5 protein-coding genes are annotated in these 20,759 nt (G+C 62.7%); 2 read left to right on the top strand and 3 right to left on the bottom strand.

All coding sequences use genetic code 11. The features are described from left to right. Positions 1-384: 384 nt before the first annotated feature. Entirely contained in the window at positions 385-1,095 is a 711-nt protein-coding gene (locus L6D74_RS09630; protein ID WP_221398446.1) for a GntR family transcriptional regulator, read from the bottom strand. A 193-nt stretch (positions 1,096-1,288) separates the two neighbouring features. Here L6D74_RS09630 and lapG point away from each other — a divergent pair, with 193 nt between their 5' ends. Beyond that, positions 1,289-1,981, top strand: a complete 693-nt coding sequence (lapG, locus tag L6D74_RS09625) for a cysteine protease LapG (RefSeq protein WP_039773040.1) — start codon at positions 1,289-1,291, stop codon at positions 1,979-1,981. 14 nt (positions 1,982-1,995) lie between these two features. Continuing rightward, the gene (gene lapD / locus L6D74_RS09620) at positions 1,996-3,942 is read left to right on the top strand and encodes a cyclic di-GMP receptor LapD (RefSeq protein ID WP_236188866.1); all 1,947 of its coding nucleotides are present in this window, start codon (positions 1,996-1,998) and stop codon (positions 3,940-3,942) included. 236 nt (positions 3,943-4,178) lie between these two features. Here lapD and L6D74_RS09615 read toward each other — a convergent pair whose 3' ends face one another. Both L6D74_RS09615 and L6D74_RS09610 read right to left on the bottom strand, forming a co-directional pair. Continuing rightward, positions 4,179-4,517: a hypothetical protein gene (locus tag L6D74_RS09615; RefSeq protein ID WP_039773037.1), complete on the bottom strand. Its 339-nt coding sequence runs from the start codon at positions 4,515-4,517 to the stop codon at positions 4,179-4,181. A 146-nt stretch (positions 4,518-4,663) separates the two neighbouring features. After that, complete coding sequence (locus L6D74_RS09610; RefSeq protein ID WP_276574946.1) at positions 4,664-20,596, bottom strand: LapA family giant adhesin; 15,933 nt, start codon at positions 20,594-20,596, stop codon at positions 4,664-4,666. Positions 20,597-20,759: the final 163 nt, after the last annotated feature.

Below are 20,759 nucleotides of genomic sequence, written 5' to 3'. Positions count from 1 at the left end.
AACGACAAGAGTGAATGCCTCACTCGAAGCAACTTTCAAATTAAGTAATCGAATTGATATGAGGGGATGAAGTCGGGCTGTAAGAGCGCCGTTTCTTCCTGTTCCCGTGACAAGGCTCCTTCCGTAGGTTCCTGGTGCGGGGACTGCTGCCGGGGCGGCGCGTCCCCGTTCTATATTGGGTTGGCGATTCAAGGGTGCGCGTAAATCGGCGCCGCGGCTATCGTCGAAAATGACTTCCTTGCGGTGCAAATTCCGGGCTGTTCAAAGCAGAAGGGAGGTTAGAGCGCAGGCGTCGATGTGCCACGGCAAATGACCGTGACGGGTGGGGGGATTTGTAAGCGGGTTATTCGCCGGGTGAGTGGAGGCTCACCCGGGAGGGAGGATTCAGTGCGCCGCTTTGCGGCTTTGGCCGGCGGAGCTGGCGAGGTAACGGGTGATGACCTCGACACCGCGGTTGAGGTGCTGCTCCAGCAGTGTCACGGCGTGCGCGGTGTCACGCTCTTTCACCGCCTGCAACAACGCGCGGTGATCGTCCTGGGAGATTTTGCCCAGGCCCATGGCCTCGAGGTTGAAGCGCAGGAAGCGTTCTTCTTCATTCAAGCCGTCTTCCACCAGCCGCAGCAATCGGCCATTGGGCGCCTTGCTGTAGAGCGCCATGTGAAACAGACGGTTGAGCCGACCGATTTCGGTGTAGTCGTGTTCGTTTTCCAGCTCTTCGATGAAACCGGCCGCGCGTTCGTGGTCGGCCGGGGTCAGCAGCGGGATCGACTGGCGCAGCGCTTCGGACTCCAGCAGAATGCGCAGCTCGTAGGTTTCCGTTGCGTCACCCTGTATCAGCGGCGCCACCACGGCGCCCTTGTGGGCAGTGACGTTCAGCAGGCCCTGGGCCTCGAGTTGGCGCAAGGCCTCGCGCACCGGCATGCGGCTGACACCGAACAGGTCGGCCAGATCCTGCTGGCGCACGGCGGTGCCGCAGGGCAGGCGCCCGTCGAGAATGGCGGCGCGCAGGGTTTCTTCGATGACCGAGCGCGCCAGATGCGCGGGAATCGGGCCGTCGACTTTGATGCTGTGGAGTGGCTTGGGCTTTTGGGTCACAACTGCACACCCTATGACTGCGGATTTGGATCCAAAGGACACTAGTGATTGCTCTACAGGTTGTCAAACCGTGTAGAAGAACCCTGTCACATCTGAAGTTTAGCGCGGCAGCGATGATCTCATGGTGCCATTGTTTTTTGCTGGGCTAACCTTCACCATCAAGCGCTTTCCTCTCTGCCCTGGATGCCTTGCATTGGCGGTACGTTACGTGATCCCACGGATTGCGCGCTGGCTTGCCGGCGCGCTGCTGCTGGCCGGCATCATGCTGGGCGGCCTGCATGCCGATTGGGATTTTTCCGCGATCAGCCGCAAGGCCACGGCACTGTACGGGCCATTGGGCGCCGGGCAACAGCGGATTGATGCCTGGCAGAATCTGCTGGCCACGCAGAAGCAGGTCAGCGAGATGGAAAAGCTCAAAGTGGTGAACCTGTTTTTCAACAAACAGATGCGCTACGTCGAAGACATCGATCTGTGGCACGAGGTCGATTATTGGGAAACCCCCATCGAAGCCTTGTGGAAAGGCGCCGGCGACTGCGAAGACTATGCGATCGCCAAGTATTTCAGCCTGCGCCATCTCGGTGTGGCCAGTGACAAGTTGCGCATCACCTACGTCAAGGCCCTGCGCCAGAACCGCGCGCACATGGTCCTGACTTACTATTCCAGCCCTGACGCCATGCCGCTGGTGCTCGACAGCCTGATCGACCCGATCAAGCCGGCCGCCGAGCGAACCGATTTGCTGCCGGTCTACTCTTTCAATGCCGAAGGGCTGTACCTGCCGGGCGCCAAGGGCAACAAGAAGGTCGGTGACACCAAACGCCTGTCACGCTGGCAGGATGTGTTGAAGAAAATGCAGGCCGAAGGATTTCCGGTCGAGACGACTAACTAGGAGCACGCGCTCAGATGTCTTTGTTCAAACAGCTGTTGATCGCTATCTGTCTGTTCCTGGTGGTCGCCTTCACCGGCAGCTTCATGGTCAGTCTGGAGAGCTCGCGCACCCAGTACGTCAACCAGTTGCGCTCCCACGCCCAGGATGCGGCCACGGCGCTGGCGCTGTCGTTGACGCCGAACATCGATGACCCGGCGATGGTCGAGCTGCTGGTCAGCTCGATCTTCGACAGCGGTTATTACTCGAGCATCCGCGTGGTCGATCTGAAGACTGACCAGACCATTGTCGAGCGCAACGGCATTCCGGCGATCACCAACGTGCCGGACTGGTTCGTCAGACTGATCGGCCTGGAACCGGCCGGTGGCGATGCGCTGGTCAGCCGTGGCTGGGAGCAGGCGGCGCGGGTCGAGGTGGTCAGCCACCCGATGTTCGCCCTGGCCAAGCTCTGGCAGAGCGCGCTCGGCAGCCTTGGCTGGTTGCTGGTCTGCGGGGCGGTGAGTGCGGTGCTGGGCGCGCTGTTGCTGCGTCGGCAATTGAAGCCGCTGGATTACATGGTCAAACAATCCCACGCCATCGCCCGCCGCGAATTCCTCAGCCTGCCGGATCTGCCGCGCACGCCTGAATTGCGCCGCGTGGTGCTGGCGATGAACCAGATGGTCGAGAAGCTCAAGGCGCTGTTCCAGGAGCAGGCCGAGCGCAGTGAAAAACTGCGCACCGAGTCCTATCAGGACAACCTCACGGGGCTGGCCAACCGGCGTTATTTCGAGATGCAGCTGAATGCGCGGGTGAGCAACCCGGAGCAGGCCAGTTCCGGTTATCTGCTGCTGTTGCGGGTCAAGGATCTGGCCGGTCTCAACCAGCGCCTCGGCGGTCAGCGCACCGATGAATTGTTGAAAGCGGTCGGCGAGCAACTGTCCCGCGAGTGCGCCAAATACCCGGAAACCCAGAACCTCGTCACCCGCATTCGCGGCGGTGAATTCGCCGTGCTGGCGCCGGGGTTGACCCGTGAAGAAGCGCTGCAATTGGCGCAGAGCCTCGACAGTGCGTTGAGCAGCCTGCACGCGACAGGCGCCACCGACGTGCCCGCCGTGGCTTCTATCGGCCTGGCGCCGTTCGCTCACGGCGATTCGCCGCAAGCGGTCCTCAGCCTCGGCGATCAGGCGTTGGCCCAGGCCGAAGGGCAGAGCGAGCAGAACTGGGCGTGCCTCGATCAGAGCCTGGTGGCGGAGGTCGGCGACGATCACCACGCCTGGCACCGCTTGCTCGATCAGGCCCTGAATCAGCGGCGTTTCGAGCTGTTCTTCCAGCCGGTAGTGGCGGCGCAGGACACGCAATTGGTGTTGCATTACAAAGTGCTGTCGCGTTTGCTCGACGAGCAGGGCCAGACCATTCCAGCCGGACGCTTCCTGCCGTGGCTGGAGCGCTTCGGCTGGACCGCGCGGCTGGACCGGTTGATGCTCGAACGGGTGCTGGAGCAGATGGCCGGCCATGAACAATCCCTGGCGCTGAACCTGTCCTCGGCGACCCTCGCCGATCCGCAGGCGTTGAACAAAGTGTTCGAGATTCTACGGGCGCATTCCAACCTCGGTGCGCGCCTGACCCTGGAAATCGGCGAGGAACAATTGCCGGAGCAAGCGGTGCTGGAACAGTTGACCCGGCGCCTGCGTGAACTCGGTTTCTCCTTGAGCCTGCAGCGTTTCGGCGGACGCTTCAGCATGATCGGCAACCTGGCGCGGCTGGGGCTGGCGTACCTGAAGATCGATGGCAGCTACATCCGGGCGATCGATCAGGAAAGCGACAAGCGCCTGTTCATCGAAGCGATCCAGCGTGCGGCGCACAGCATCGATCTGCCGCTGATTGCCGAGCGGGTCGAGACGCAAGGGGAATTGTCGGTGATCCGCGAGATGGGGTTGTATGGGGTTCAGGGGCAGTTGTTCGGTGAGCCTGCGCCTTGGCGATGAGTCATTGAGATCGCTGCCCTCACCCTAGCCCTCCCGAAACGTCGGACCGCCCGGAGGGAGAGGGGACCGACCGAGGTGTCTGGCGCTATACATCGACCTGAAAAATCGAGTCGATTATGGATTCAGCGAAGCTCTTTCACGTCGGCGTACTACCCCAATATTCCACGGTCTGCTCCCTCTCCCTCCGGGAGAGGGCTGGGGTGAGGGCTGGCTTTTGATCTGTACTTACAGGCAAATCAGATCAACCCACCCTCATCCTCATCGATCAACTGACTCAATCCGCCCAGCGCTTCCCGAGCCTGGGTCCGGTCCATCAACTTGGCCTGGGCCGCCGGCGGCAGGTCGGTGACGCGGATCACGCCTTTCTGGGTCAGCACCTGAATCAGGTCGTCGAGTACCCGGATCATTTCCAGGTCGCTCTGCTTGAGCTGTTTGAGGCTGTTTTCCACCGCCTCGTTGGCGTACCAGGCCTGGATTTCGTGGTGGTCGGCCGGCAGCGTTTCCGTGGCCTCGGCGTAGGCCGCAGCTTCCACGCGAATCAACTGACCCTGCGCATCGCGTTGCACGTAAAACATTGAGCATCCCTCGGAAATGGACCAGCGTCATGCTGTCAGCAGCATAGCCAATTGCGCGCGAGTATGCGGTGCGCCGACGAAATCGTCACCGGTTCAAGCGCTGCAAACGTGACGGCCGCCCCAGTGGGGCGGCCGTTGTTCACGCATCAGCTGTTGTTGTGGTCGACCTTGATGGTCGGATCGCTGCCGGCAATCAGGTTGTGAATGTTGGCCGTGGACCAGTTGTTGCCTTCCAGTTTGATCGTCACGTCCGGTGTGGCGGCGGCTGCATCGCCCGAGTTGAACTTGCCGCCCGAGCTGACTTGCAGCGACGACACGCCGTCGACCGTGGTGATCTTCAGGAAGTTGTCGATGGTGCTGCCGGTCTCGCCCTGCAACAGGTCGCGCAGGTCGATGCGGTCGCCTTCGCTGGCCTTGAAGTCCTTGATCACGTCGTTGCCGGTGTCGCCTGCCTTCCAGACGAAGGTGTCGGCACCGGAACCACCGATCAGGATGTCGTTGCCCTGACCGCCGATCAGCGTGTCGTTGCCGGTGCCGCCGAGCAGGATGTCATTGCCCTTGCCACCGTCGAGCAGGTCGTTGCCGCCCGAGCCGAACAGAATGTCATTGCCCGCGCCGCCCAGCAGCGTGTCGTTGCCGTCGTGGGCACCGGACACATCGAACGCCTGATAGTGCTCGGTGATGTACTGGTGCACGTTGCTGGTGGTGACTTTGCTGACGTCGACCCCGGTTTCCTTGGCCACGAACGCCTGCATTGCCTGATAACCCTCGCCGGCAATGCCGTTGAAGCTCACCAGGTCGCCGAACAGGATGTCGTTGCCGTCGCCACCGCTGACGGTGTCGTTGCCCGGCATCGTCGCTTCGGTGTGGCCGATGATCGAGTTGGCCAGGTCCTTCGGATCGATGTTGGTCTGCGGCGTCTTGTCCGAATCGTACGGTTTCAGGTCGTTGAGGCTGACACCACTGTTGATGCCGATGGCCTCCACATTCGACAAACCGTTGAGCAAGGCGAAACCGCTGCTGGCGTTATCGGTGGTCGTCGTCGTGGTGCTGCTGCCGTTGCCCGCCAGACTCGAGATCTCGTAGGTACCGTCACCCTGAGCGTGGATGGTACCCAGGCTGTTCCAGCTCCAGCTGCCGTTCTTGTACGTCTGCAATACCACGGCGCCGGCAGTGTTGATACTCAGGTAGTGGGTGTTGTCGATGTAGGTGCTGAAGCTGTCGCCCAGTTTGTAGTTGCTGGTCTTGACCACGTCATCGAGTTTCACATTGCCGTACAGCGTCGGGTTGGTCTGCTCGTTGCTCTGGTAATAGGTAGGCTGGCCGTCGGTAATGAAGTACGTGAGGTTCTTCGCCCCGGTGTTGGCCAGCGCTTCGGTGCTCTGGAAGAAGTTCGCCGTGGCCTTGAACACGTCCTCGTAGTTGGTGCCACCACCGGACGACATCGAGTCCAGCACGGCCTTGAGCAAGGTCAGTGCGTTCGGGTCGTTGAGGTTCACCGACACCGACTTGTTGACTTGGGTGTCGAAGTCCACCAGGAAGATGTTCACCGTGCCGGAGTTGCTGCCCAGGCTCTGCTTGAGGGTGTTGAACACCGACGTCAGCGAGTCCTTGGCGGCGTTGATCGACGAGGCGCTCATGCTGCCCGAGCTGTCGACCATGAACGCGATGTTGTAGTTGGTGCCCGGCACCACGGTCAGGCCGCCGATGTCGGCGACGATGATGTCGTTGCCGTCGGTGCCGGTGACGGTGTCGTCCGCCGAGGTGGCGACCACCGCGTTATACACCGCCGGCACCACGGTGACCGGGATGGTCGCAGTGGTGCTGGCCGAGCCGCCGACCTGTTCGGTTGAGGTCGAGGTCACGGTCAGGTTGAACTGGCCGTTGTAGTAGGTCGGCGGGGTCACGGTCAGGGTGCCGAGGTTCCAGCCGGTGACGTTGGCGTCGCCGCTGGTGGCGGTCACGGTGAAGCTGTGGCCTGCGCCATCGCTGAGCACCGAACCGACCGGTGCGCCGCTGATCTTGATGCTCAGGGTTTCCGAACCGTCGGTGTCGGTCAGCGCGGTGCTGATCGACGACAGTTTCACGGTGGTGCCTTCGGCGCCGGTGTTGAGCTTGTAGCCGTCGTAATAGCCTTCGCCGTTGCTGCCGTGCAGATCGGAGACGGTTACGCCGGCATTCACCAGATCCTGCACGCCGGTATAGATCGGCACGCCGGCACTGCTCAGGTCGATCGGCGTGCTGCCGTTGACCGACAGGTTGACGTCGTAGCTGCCCGGGCCGCTCTGATTGTGGTGGTAGATGTCCAGGGTGTAGTAGCCGCTGGTGGTCGGGGTGAACGAACCGTTGAGGTTGCCGCCCGCGCCCCACGTCGTGGACGCCACGCTCTTGCCGCCGATGGTCACCAGCAGGCTGTCGTCACCGGTGCCGCTGAAGGTGTAGGTCTTGCCGGCTTCCAGATAAATCAGGCCCGAGGTTTTCGACGCAGTGCCGGCGGTTACGCTGCCGTCGGACTGCACGTTGTTCACGGTACCGCTGGTGTTCGGCTTGCCGGCACCGTCGATCACGTTTTTCAGGGTGGTCGAGTTGGCGCCGCTGCCGTCGGTGCCCAGGCCCGACAGACCGGTCCAGACTTCCTTGATCAGCCCGGTGGATTTCACGCTGTTGTCGGCGACCGACAGGGTCGGTGCATCCGCCACCGGGGTGATGTCGATCTTGATGGTGCCAGTGTTGCCCAGCAACTGGCCGTCGGTTGGCTGGAATTTGATCTGCGCGTAGTCGGCCTGATTGTTACCAACGCCAGTACCACCGTAACCGTTCACACCCGACTCGTTGGCATCCGGCAGGAAGCGCAACTTGCCGGCGTCGATATCGGCCTTGCTGAAAGTCTGGTTGTTGGCGACATCTTTCCAGGTCGAACCGTCCAGATACTGCAGTTTGCCTTCGCCCGGCAGCTGGGTGATTTTCACGCCCAGGCTGCTGGCCGGGCTGTCGACGTCGCTGACGCCGAAGGTCGACCAGCCGAGGATCAGCGGGGTGTCTTCGGTGCCGGTGACGTTGACCGGTGCAGCGACCGGCGCATCGTTGACTGCCACCACGTTGACCGTGGTGGTCGCGGTGTTGGAGTAGTTGCCGCCATCGGTCACGGTCACGGTGATGATCCGTGGCACGGTGCTCGGGTCTTCACTGCTGTTGGTGAAGCTGATGTTCTTGATGGCCTGCATGTAGTCGGCGAGCGTCGCGTTACCCGACAGGGTCAGGGTGACGGTGCCGTTGGTGCTGTTGGCGTTGATGGTAATGCCGTTGACGCTGTTGCCCAGGTTCAGCGCATCGCCGTCCTGACGGTTGGTCAGCACGACGGTGGCGCCGGTCAGCATGGTGCTGTCCGGGTCGGTGATCTTGATGTCGGTGTCGGCAATCGACACGCCTGCGCCCGGGGTGTTCTCGGTGAAGGTCACCTTGTAGTCGGCACCCGTTGCACCGCTGGAGTTGTTGGCGTCCAGGTCGATGACCGGCGGTGCATCGTTGTCGATGATCGAGGTGCTGACGCTGCCATTGGTGCTGCTGACCGCCAGGTTTTCGAAGTTGCCACCGGTGGCCGAGTCGATCTTGACCACGAAGTTTTCGGTACCTTCGGTGATCTTGTCATCGATTGTGGCGACGTTGAACTGCGCAGTGCTGGCACCTGCCGGGATCTTCACGGTGTACACGCCGGTGAAGTCCGAACCGTCGGCGGCGGTGCCGCTGTAGACGATTTTCAGGGTGACTTCGGTCTGCGCCGGGTTGGTCAGGCTGACGGTGTAGGTTGCGGTCTGGCCTTCGGTCACCGAGGTGCTGCCGGTGATGCTGACGGTGGTGGTGTCGATGGTATCGGTGACGCTGGTCACGGCTGGTGTGTTGCTGGTCACCAGGTTCTCGAAATTGCCGCCCGTGGCGTTGGTGATCGTGGCCTGCACGTTGCCGGCGTCTTTGTAGACGTCGTCAGCTGGCGCAGGAACGGTCACGGTGCCCGTGGTTTTACCGGCTTCGATGGTGATCACCGAACCGTTGCTCAGGGTGACGGTCACTGGCGAGCCAGCGGCGTTGGTCAGGGTCGCGGTGTAGGTGATCGAGCCACCTTCAGCCACGGTGCCGGTCGCGCTGAGCGTCAGGTTGGTGGTGTCGACGGTGTCAGTGACGGTGGTGCTGACCGGGGTCTTGTCGGCCACGAGGTTTTCGTAGTTGCCGCCGCTGACGTTGGTGATCGAGTTGGTCAGCGGTGTGTGGCCGGTCAATGCGTCGTTCGGCGCGGTCGTGGTCACGGTGCCGGTGGTTTTACCCACTTCGATGGTGATCGACTGACCGTTGGCCAGGGTCACAGTCACAGGCGAGCCCGTCACTGGTGCGCCGACGGTCGCGGTGTAGACCACGTTGCCACCCTCGGCTGCCGTCGTGGTCGCGGTCAGCTTCACGGTGGTGGTGTCGATGGTGTCGGTAACGCTGGTTACGGCTGGCGTGGTGCTGGTGACCAGGTTCTCGAAGTTGCCACCGGTGGCGGATTTGATCGTGGCCTGCACGTTGCCGGCGTCTTTGTAGACGTCGTCAGCTGGCGCAGGAACGGTCACGGTGCCCGTGGTTTTACCGGCTTCGATGGTGATCACCGAACCGTTGCTCAGGGTGACGGTCACTGGCGAGCCAGCGGCGTTGGTCAGGGTCGCGGTGTAGGTGATCGAGCCACCTTCAGCCACGGTGCCGGTCGCGCTGAGCGTCAGGTTGGTGGTGTCGATGGTGTCGGTGACGGTGGTCGAGACCGGCGTCTTGTCGGCCACGAGGTTTTCGTAGTTGCCGCCAGAAACGTTGGTGATCGAGTTGGTCAGCGGTGTGTGGCCGGTCAACGCGTCGTTCGGCGCGGTAGTGGTCACGGTCCCGGTGGTCTTGCCGACTTCGATGGTGATTGACTGACCGTTGGCCAGATTCACGGTTACCGGCGAGCCAGTCACCGGCGCACCCACGGTCGCGGTGTAGGTGACGGTGCCACCCTCGGCCGCTGTTGCGGTTGCGGTCAGCTTCACGGTGGTGGTGTCGATGGTGTCAGTAACGCTGGTCACTGCTGGCGTGGTGCTGGTCACCAGGTTTTCGAAGTTGCCGCCCGTGGCGTTGGTGATCGTGGCTTGCACGTTGCCGGCGTCTTTGTAGACATCGTCCGCTGGCGCAGGAACGGTTACGGTGCCGGTGGTTTTGCCCGCTTCGATGGTGATCACGGCGCCGTTGCTCAAGGTCACGGTCACCGGAGTGCCCGCAGCATTGGTCAGGGTTGCGGTGTAAGTGATCGAACCACCCTCGGCGACCGAGTTGGTGGCGCTCAGGGACAGGTTGGTAGTGTCGACCGTGTCGGTCACGGTGGTGCTGACCGGGGTCTTGTCGGCCACCAGATTCTCGTAGTTACCGCCGCTCACGCCGGTGATCGCGTTGGTCAGTGGTGCATGACCATTCAACACGTCGTTAGGCGCGGTGGTGGTCACGGTGCCGCTGGTCTTGCCGACTTCGATGGTGATCGATTGACCATTCGACAGAGTTACCGTCACTGGCGAGCCAGTCACCGGAGCGCCAACAGTGGCGGTGTAGACAACGTTGCCACCCTCGGCCGCCGTCGCAGTTGCGGTCAGCTTCACGGTAGTGGTGTCGATGGTATCGGTGACGCTGGTCACGGCTGGCGTGGTGCTGGTGACCAGGTTCTCGAAGTTGCCACCGCTGGCGTTGGTGATCGTTGCCTGTACGTTGCCGGCGTCCTTGTAGACGTCATCGGCTGGCGCTGGAACGGTCACGGTGCCGGTGGTTTTACCCGCTTCGATGGTGATCACGGCGCCGTTCGACAAGGTCACGGTCACTGGCGAACCAGCAGCGTTGGTCAGGGTCGCGGTGTAGGTGATCGAGCCGCCTTCGGCCACGGTGCCGGTCGCGCTGAGCGACAGGTTGGTGGTATCGACGGTGTCGGTGACGGTGGTCGAAACCGGGGTTTTATCAGCCACCAGATTTTCGTAGTTACCGCCGCTCACACCAGTGATCGCGTTGGTCAGCGGTGCATGACCGGTCAGCACGTCGTTCGGCGCGGTAGTGGTCACGGTGCCGGTGGTCTTGCCGACTTCGATGGTAATGCTCTGGCCGTTCGACAGATTCACGGTCACAGGCGAGCCAGTCACTGGCGCACCTACGGTAGCGGTGTAGGTGACGGTGCCGCCCTCGGCCGCTGTTGCGGTTGCGGTCAGCTTCACGGTGGTGGTGTCGATGGTGTCGGTAACGCTGGTCACCGCTGGTGTGGTGCTGGTGACCAGGTTCTCAAAGTTGCCGCCAGTCGCGTTGGTGATCGTGGCTTGCACGTTGCCGGCGTCTTTGTAGACGTCATCGGCTGGCGCGGCGACGGTCACGGTGCCCGTGGTTTTACCGGCCTCGATGGTGATCACGGCGCCATTGCTCAAGGTCACGGTCACCGGGGTGCCCGCAGCGTTGGTCAGGGTCGCGGTGTAGGTGATCGAACCACCTTCGGCCACGGTGCCGGTCGCGCTGAGCGACAGGTTGGTGGTGTCGACGGTGTCGGTCACGGTAGTGCTGACTGGCGTCTTGTCGGCCACCAGATTCTCGTAGTTACCGCCGCTCACGCCGGTGATCGCGTTGGTCAGCGGCGTGTGGCCGTTGAGCGCATCGTTAGGCGCCGTGGTCGTCACGGTGCCGGTGGTTTTACCCACTTCGATGGTGATGCTCTGGCCATTCGACAGGTTCACAGTCACTGGCGAGCCAGTCACAGGAGCGCCCACGGTGGCGGTGTAAGTGACAGTGCCGCCTTCAGCCGCCGACTCGGTGGCGGTGAGTTTCACCGTGGTGGTGTCGATGGTATCGGTGACCTGGGTCACGGCCGGAACAGTGCTCGGAACAAGGTTCTCGAAGTTGCCACCGGTGGCGGTCGAAATGGTTGCTTCGACTTTGCCGGCGTCTTTGTAGACGTCGTCCTTCGGCGCGTCGACGGTCACGGTGCCGGTGGTTTTGCCAGCTTCGATGGTGATCACCGCGCCGTTCGACAAGGTCACCGTCACTGGCGAGCCAGCGGCGTTGGTCAGGGTCGCGGTGTAGATGATCGAACCGCCCTCGGCAACCGAATTGGTGGCGCTGAGGGTCAGGTTGGTGGTGTCGACCGTGTCGGTGACGGTGGTCGAGACCGGCGTTTTGTCGGCCACGAGGTTTTCGTAGTTCCCGCCAGTCACGCCAGTGATCGCGTTGGTCAGCGGTGTGTGACCGTTCAACGCATCGTTCGGCGCGGTGGTGGTGACGGTGCCGGTGGTTTTGCCGACCTCGATGGTGATCGACTGACCATTGGCCAGGGTCACGGTCACAGGCGAACCGGTGACAGGTGCGCCAACAGTCGCGGTGTAAGTAACGGTGCCGCCCTCAGCCGCCGACTCGGTCGCAGTCAGTTTGACCGTGGTGGTGTCGATGGTGTCGGTGACCTGGGTCACGGCCGGAACAGTGCTCGGAACAAGGTTCTCGAAGTTGCCACCGGTGGCGGTCGAAATGGTTGCTTCGACTTTGCCCGCATCTTTGTAGACGTCATCTTTCGGCGCATCGACGGTCACGGTGCCGGAGGTTTTGCCGGCCTCGATGGTGATCACCGCGCCGTTGCTCAAGGTCACGGTCATCGGAGTGCCAGCCGGGTTGGTCAGGGTCGCGGTGTAGGTGATCGAGCCACCTTCGGCAACCGAGTTGGTGGCGCTCAGGGTCAGATTGGTGGTGTCGACGGTGTCGGTAACGGTGGTCGAAACCGGAGTTTTGTCGGCTACGAGGTTTTCGTAGTTGCCGCCGGTTACGCCGGTGATTGCGTTGGTCAGCGGCGCATGGCCGTTGAGCGCATCGTTCGGCGCGGTGGTGGTGACGGTGCCGGTGGTTTTGCCGACTTCAATGGTGATCGACTGTCCATTGGACAGGGTCACGGTGACTGGCGAACCGGTGACAGGCGCACCGACAGTCGCGGTGTAAGTAATGGTGCCGCCTTCCGCCGCCGACTCGGTCGCGGTGAGTTTCACCGTGGTGGTATCGATGGTGTCGGTGACGTTGGTTACGGCCGGAACGGTGCTTGGCACCAGGTTCTCGAAACCACCGCCAGTAGCGGTCGAAATGGTTGCCTCGACTTTGCCGGCGTCTTTGTAGACGTCGTCTTTCGGTGCATCGACGGTCACGGTGCCGGTGGTTTTACCGGCCTCGATAGTAATGACGGCACCGTTCGACAGGGTCACGGTCACTGGGGTGCCGGCCGGGTTGGTCAGGGTCGCGGTGTAAGTGATCGAACCGCCCTCGGCCACCGAGTCGGTGGCCGTCAGGTTCAGGTTGGTCGTGTCGACAGTGTCCGAAACCGAGGTATTTGCCGGTTTGCCGTCGACCGCCAGGTTTTCGTAATTGCCACCGGTGGCCTTGTCGATGGTCACGCTCAGCGAGCTGCCGCCCGCCAACGGGCTGTTCGGCGCGACGAAATTCACGGTGCCGGTGGTTTCGCCGACGGCGATGGTGATGGTCTGTCCGTTGGACAGGGTCACGACGAGCGGCGAACCGGTCACTGGCGCCGTCACGGTCGCGGTGTAGACCACGGTTTCGCCTTCGGCGACGTTGGCGGTGGCGGTCAGCGACACGGTGGACGTGTCGATGGTGTCATTGACGGTGGTGACCGCCGGGGCGGTGCTGGTGACCAGGTTCTCGAAGTTGCCACCGGTGGTGGTCGAAATGGTCGTCTCGACTTTGCCGGCGTCCTTGTAGACGTCGTCCTTCGGTGCATCGACGGTCACGGTGCCGGAGGTTTTACCGGCCTCGATGGTGATCACGGCGCCGTTGCTCAACGTCACGGTCACCGGAGTGCCAGCGGCGTTGGTCAGGGTCGCGGTGTAGGTGATCTGGCCACCTTCGTTGACTTCCGGCGTGGCGCTCAGGGTCAGGGTGGTGGTGTCGACGGTGTCGGTCACGGTGGTGCTGACCGGGGTTTTGTCGGCGACGAGATTTTCGTAGTTGCCGCCAGACACGCCAGTAATCGAGTTGGTCAGCGGGGTGTGACCGTTCAGCGCGTCGTTCGGCGCGGTGGTGGTGACGGTACCGGTGGTCTTGCCGACTTCGATGGTGATCGACTGACCATTGGCCAGGGTCACGGTCACAGGCGAACCGGTGACAGGCGCACCGACAGTCGCGGTGTAAGTAACGGTGCCGCCTTCCGCCGCCGACTCGGTCGCGGTGAGTTTCACCGTGGTGGTGTCGATGGTGTCGGTGACGTTGGTCACGGCCGGAACGGTGCTTGGCACCAGGTTCTCGAAACCACCGCCAGTAGCGGTCGAAATGGTTGCCTCGACTTTGCCGGCGTCTTTGTAGACGTCGTCTTTCGGTGCATCGACGGTCACGGTGCCGGTGGTTTTACCGGCCTCGATAGTAATGACGGCACCGTTCGACAGGGTCACGGTCACTGGGGTGCCGGCCGGGTTGGTCAGGGTCGCGGTGTAAACGATCGAACCGCCCTCGGCCACCGAGTCAGTGGCGCTGAGGGTCAGATTGGTCGTGTCGACGGTGTCGGTGACGGTGGTCGAAACCGGGGTCTTGTCGGCTACGAGGTTTTCGTAGTTGCCGCCAGACACGCCAGTGATCGAGTTAGGCAGCGGCGCATGGCCGTTGAGCGCATCGTTCGGCGCGGTGGTGGTGACGGTGCCAGTAGTCTTGCCGACCTCGATGGTGATCGACTGACCATTGGCCAGGGTCACGGTCACAGGCGAGCCGGTGACAGGTGCGCCAACAGTGGCGGTGTAAGTAACGGTGCCGCCCTCAGCCGCCGACTCGGTCGCAGTCAGTTTCACCGTGGTAGTGTCGATGGTGTCAGTGACTTCGGTAAGGGCCGGAACAGTGCTCGGCACCAGGTTCTCGAAGTTGCCGCCAGTTGCATCCTTGATGGTCACTTCGACCTTGCCGGCGTCTTTGTAGACGTCATCTTTCGGCGCGTCGACGGTCACGGTGCCGGTGGTTTTGCCCGCTTCGATGGTGATGACGGAGCCGTTGCTCAACGTCACGGTCACCGGAGTGCCGGCCGGGTTGGTCAGGGTGGCGGTGTAGGTGATCGAGCCACCTTCGGCCACGGTGCCGGTCGCAGTCAGCGTCAGGTCGGTGGTGTCGACGGTGTCAGTTACGGTAGTGCTGACCGGTGTTTTGTCGGCTACGAGATTTTCGTAGTTACCGCCGCTCACGCCAGTGATCGCGTTGGTCAGCGGTGTGTGACCGTTCAACGCATCGTTCGGCGCAGTGGTGGTGATGGTGCCGGTGGTTTTGCCGACTTCGATGGTGATCGACTGACCGTTGGCCAGGGTCACGGTCACAGGCGAGCCCGTCACCGGAGCGCCCACGGTGGCGGTGTAAGTGACAGTGCCACCTTCCGCCGCCGACTCGGTCGCAGTCAGTTTGACTGTGGTGGTGTCGATGGTGTCGGTGACTTCGGTAACGGCCGGAACAGTGCTCGGCACCAGATTCTCGAAGTTGCCACCGGTTGCATCCTTGATGGTGACTTCGACCTTGCCGGCGTCTTTGTAGACGTCGTCTTTCGGCGCATCGACGGTCACGGTGCCGGTGGTTTTACCGGCCTCGATGGTGATAACAGCGCCGTTGCTCAGTGTCACGGTGACTGGGGTGCCGGCCGGGTTGGTCAGCGTTGCGGTGTAAACGATCGAGCCGCCTTCGGCCACGGAACCTGTCGCGCTGAGGGTCAGGTTGGTCGTGTCGACGGTGTCGGTGACGGTGGTCGAAACCGGGGTCTTGTCGGCCACCAGATTTTCGTAGTTACCTCCAGACACGCCAGTAATCGAGTTGCTCAGCGGGGTGTGACCGTTCAACGCATCGTTCGGCGCGGTGGTGGTGATGGTGCCGGTGGTCTTGCCGACTTCGATGGTGATGGTCTGACCGTTGGCCAGAGTCACGGTGACCGGCGAGCCAGTCACCGGAGCGCCAACAGTTGCGGTGTAGGTGACAGTGCCGCCCTCAGCCACCGACGTATCGGCGCTCAGCTTCACGGTCGACGTATCGATGGTGTCAGTCACTTCAGTGACGGCCGGAACAGTGCTCGGCACCAGATTCTCGAAGTTGCCGCCGGACGCATCCTTGATGGTCACTTCGACTTTGCCGGCGTCTTTGTAGACGTCATCGGCCGGAGCCGGAACGGTCACGGTGCCAGTGGTTTTACCCGCTTCGATGGTGATCACCGAGCCGTTGCTCAGGGTCACGGTCACTGGCGTGCCAGCCGGATTGGTCAGCGTGGCGGTGTAAACGATCGAACCACCTTCAGCCACGGAACCTGTAGCGCTCAAGGTCAGATTGGTGGTGTCGACGGTGTCGGTGACTGAGGTCACGGCCGGCGTCTTGTCGGCGACCAGGTTTTCGTAATTGCCGCCGCTGGTGCCGTCGATCTTCACGCTCAGCGTGTTGCCGCCGGCCAGTGCATCGTTCGGTGCGGTGTAGTTGACGCTGGCGCTGCTGGCGCCGACCGGGATGGTGATGGTCTGGCCGTTGGACAGGGTCACGACCACCGGCGAGCCGGTCACCGGTGCGGTGACGGAGGCGGTGTAAACCACCACGCCGCCTTCAACGGTGCTGGCCGTGGCGCTCAGGGAAACGGTGCTGGTATCGATGGTGTCGGTGACGTCGGTCACCGCCGGGGTCTTGTCGACCACCAGGTTTTCAAAGTTGCCACCGGTGGTCTTGGTGATGCTGGCATCGACTTTGCCGGCGTCCTTGTACACGTCGTCGCCCGGTGCGGCGACGGTGATGGTGCCGGTGCTCGCGCCTTTGGCGATGTTGATCACCGCGCCGTTGCTCAGGGTCACGGTCATGGCCGTGCCGGCCGGGTTGGTCAGGGTCGCGGTGTAGACGATCGAACCGCCCTCGGCGACCGAACCGGTGGCGCTCAGGCTGATATTGGTGGTGTCGACGGTGTCGGTAACCTTGGTCACCACAGCCGTACGGTTGGCATCGACCTGTTCGAAGTTGCCGCCGCTGTGGCTGGCAATCGCGGTCTGCACCTTGCCGCCATCGATGTAAGGCGTGTTGGCCGGCGCAGGGAAATTCACCGAACCGCTGGTGGCACCGGCGGCGATGTTGATGACCGCGCCGTTGGCCAGGGTCACGGTCATGGCGGTGCCGGCCGGGTTGCTCAGGGTCGCGGTGTAGGTGATCTGGCCACCTTCGCTGACGGTGTCGCTGGCGCTCAGGGTCAGCGTGGTCTTGTCGATGGTGTCGTTGACCGTGGTGCTGACTGGCGTCTTGCTGACGTCGAGCTTCTCGAAGTTGCCACCGCTGGCATCGGTCATGGTCACGGTGAGCTTGCTGACATCCTTGTAGACGTCATCGCTCGGCGCCGGGATGGTCACCGAACCGCTGGTCTTGCCGGCCTCGATAACGATGGTCTGGCCGTTGCTCAGGTTGACGGTCACCGGCGTCTGCGCGGCGTTGGTCAGGGTCGCGGTGTAAGTGATCGACGTGCCTTCGAGCACATAGCTTTCGGCGCTGAGGGTCAGGTGCGTGGTGTTGATGGTGTCGGCGACGTTGGTCACCGCTGGCGTCGGGTTGGCCACCAGGTTTTCGAAATTGCCGCCGGAAGTGTCCTTGATGGTCACTTCGACTTTGCCGGCGTCTTTATAGACGTCATCGGCAGGCGCCGGAACGGTCACGGTGCCGGTGGTTTTACCGGCTTCGATGGTGATGACGGAGCCGTTGCTCAACGTCACGGTCACCGGGGTGCCGGCCGGATTGGTCAGGGTCGCGGTGTAGACGATCTGCCCGCCCTCGTTGACGTTGCCGGTGGCGGTCAGCGATACGGTGGTGGTGTCGACGGTGTCGGTGATGGTGGTGCTGACCGGCGTTTTGTCGGCCACGAGGTTTTCGTAGTTACCGCCGCTCACACCGGTGATCGAGTTGGTCAGCGGTGCATGGCCGGCCAGTACGTCGTTCGGCGCCGTGGTAGTCACGGTGCCGGTGGTTTTGCCGACTTCGATGGTGATCGCCTGACCGTTGGCCAGGGTCACAACCACAGGCGAGCCGGTTACCGGGGCGCCCACCGTCGCGGTGTAAGTAACGGTGCCGCCTTCCGCCGCCGACTCGGTCGCGGTCAGTTTGACGGTCGAGGTGTCGATGGTATCGGTGACCTGGGTCACGGCCGGCACAGTGCTTGGCACCAGGTTTTCGAAGTTGCCACCGGTTGCGCCGGTGATGGTCGCTTCGACTTTGCCGGCATCCTTGTAGACGTCATCGGCAGGCGCTGGAACGGTCACGGTGCCGGTGGTCTTGCCGGCTTCGATGGTGATGACCGCGCCGTTGCTCAAGGTCACGGTCACCGGCGTGCCGGCCGGATTGGTCAGCGTCGCGGTGTAGATGATCGAGCCGCCCTCGGCCACGGAATCGGTGGCGCTCAGGGTCAGGTTGGTGGTGTCGACGGTGTCAGTGACGGTGGTCGAAACCGGAGTCTTGTCGGCGACCAGATTCTCGTAGTTGCCGCCGCTCACGCCGGTGATCGCGTTGGTCAGCGGTGCGTTGCCGGCCAATGCGTCGTTCGGTGCGGTGGTGGTCACGGTGCCGGTGGTCTTGCCCACTTCAATCGTGATGCTTTGGCCGTTGGCCAGGGTCACGGTGACCGGCGAGCCCGTCACCGGTGCGCCAACAGTCGCGGTGTAAGTGACGGTGCCGCCCTCGGCCGCCGACTCGGTCGCGGTCAGTTTGACGGTGGTGGTGTCGACGGTATCGGTCACGTCGGTGACGGCCGGAACGGTGCTTGGCACCAGGTTCTCGAAGTTGCCGCCGGTGGCGTCCTTGATCGTCACTTCGACTTTGCCAGCGTCTTTATAGACGTCATCGGCAGGCGCCGGAACAGTCACGGTGCCAGTGGTTTTACCCGCTTCGATGGTGATGACGGAGCCGTTGCTCAACGTCACGGTCACCGGGGTGCCCGCAGGATTGGTCAGCGTCGCGGTGTAAACAATCGAACCGCCCTCGGCGACAGTACCGGTGGCGCTCAGGGTCAGGTTGGTGGTGTCGGCAACGTCGGTAACCGTGGTCGAAACCGGGGTCTTGTCGGCCACCAGATTTTCGTAATTACCGCCGGAAACGCCGGTGATCGAGTTGGTCAGCGGTGCGTTGCCAGCCAATGCGTCGTTCGGCGCGGTGGTGGTCACGGTGCCGGTGGTTTTGCCCACTTCGATGGTGATGGTCTGACCGTTGGCCAAAGTGACAGTCACCGGCGAACCGGTGACTGGTGCGCCAACCGTAGCGGTATAAGTAACGGTGCCGCCTTCTGCAACCGAAGTATCAGCCGTCAGTTTGACCGTCGACGTGTCGATGGTGTCAGTCACTTCGGTGACAGCGGGAACAGTGCTTGGCACCAGACTCTCGAAGTTGCCGCCGGTGGCGTCCTTGATGGTGACTTCGACCTTGCCCGCGTCTTTGTAGACGTCATCGGCCGGCGCCGGAACGGTCACGGTGCCGGTGGTTTTACCGGCCTCGATGGTGATGACGGAGCCGTTGCTCAACGTCACGGTCACCGGGGTGCCGGCCGGATTGGTCAGGGTTGCGGTGTAGACGATCGAGCCGCCTTCCGCCACGGAACCGGTGGCGCTCAGCGACAGGTTGGTGGTGTCGATGGAGTCGGTGACGGTAGTGGTCGCTGGCGTCGTGTTCGGCACCAGATTCTCGAAATTGCCGCCGGTAGCGCCGGTAATCGTGGTGCTGACGGTGCCGCCGTTGTTGTAGACGTCATTCGGTGCGGTCGGCACGTTGACGCTGCCGGTGGTCTGGCCGGCGCCGATAGTGATGGTCGAACCGTTCGACAGGGTGACGGTCACCGGCGTCTGCGCCGGGTTGGTCAGGGTTGCGGTGTAGGTGATCTGGCCACCTTCGACCACGGTGCCGGTGGCGGTCAGAGTCAGATTGGTGGTGTCGACCGAATCGACGATCGTGGTAACGGCCGGTGTCGGGTTCGGCACCAGGTTTTCGAAGTTGCCGCCCGTGGCACCGGTGATGGTGGTGGTGACGGTGCTGCCGTTGTTATAGACGTCATTCGGTGCGGTCGGCACGTTGACGGTGCCGGTGGTCTGGCCGGCGCCGATAGTGATGGTCGAGCCGTTGGACAGGGTCACGGTCACCGGCGTCTGCGCCGGGTTGGTCAGGGTCGCGGTGTAGGTGATCTGACCGCCTTCGGTCACGCTCGGGCCCGCCGTCAGGGTCACGGTGGTGGTGTCGATGGTGTCGGTGACCTGGGTCGTGGCCGGGGTGGTCGGCGGGGTCACGGTGATGCCGTTGCCGCCGGTGGTGCCGGTGACGGTCACGTCGATCTGGGTCGGGTCGTTATAAACAGTGTCGTTCGGCGCCAGGGGCACGTTGACGGTGCCGGTGGTGGAACCGGCCGGAATCACGATCACCGCACCGTTGGACAGGGTGATGGTCAGGTCGGTCAGCGGCGCCTGGGTCAGCGTTGCGGTGTACACCAGCACGCCGCCGGCTTCGGTGATGCTCGGCGTGGCGCTGAGGCTCAGGGTCGATTCGCGCAGGGCATTGGCGTTGGTGTCGGTGGTCTGGCCGCCGGTGATGTTCTGCGCGGCCTGGCCTGCAGCGTTGATGCCCGCAGTCGGGAAACCGATGGTTGGGTCGACGCGGCCGGCGGTCGCATCGAGCATCACGAAGCTGTGACCGCCGCCGGCGGCACCGCCAGTCCCTGCGGCGCTCGGGCCGGCAGCGGTGGCGTCAAGGGCGGTAGTCGGGTCGACACCGGCGGCGATGGCTTGTTGCAGTTCTTCTACCGACGGCGCGGCTTGCGCGGTGGCTTCGGCCAGGTCGGTGCTGGAGTCCGGGGTATCGGCGCTCCACTGAGTGTCACGGCCCAGATCGATCGTGCGGCCATCGGCCAGTTCCAGGGACACGGCGCCGGAAACGCCGGTGTCGACCTGATCGCCGGCAAACAGCCGGTCGCCTTCAACGAGTACGCGACGGACGCCCTCTGGGGACACCACGAAAACCTGACCGACAATGCTTTTGACGATGGCAACAACACTGCTCATTGAAGACTCTCCGGGTGTCACGTTCAGTTGACTTCCATAGACCTGATGGCTGTCTGCGCCGATTCAGTCTGGACGTACTTTTAAAAAAAGATGAAGCAAAGTTGACGCTGCTGCTCGTCAATATTTTGGCTAGATTCTTTCGCTATTAACTTTATGCCAAACT

The sequence above is a fragment of the Pseudomonas pharyngis genome (assembly GCF_021602345.1).
Lineage (GTDB): Bacteria > Pseudomonadota > Gammaproteobacteria > Pseudomonadales > Pseudomonadaceae > Aquipseudomonas > Aquipseudomonas pharyngis.
Note: the sequence above shows the minus strand (reverse complement) of the source record. Positions and strands in the feature narration are given on the sequence as shown.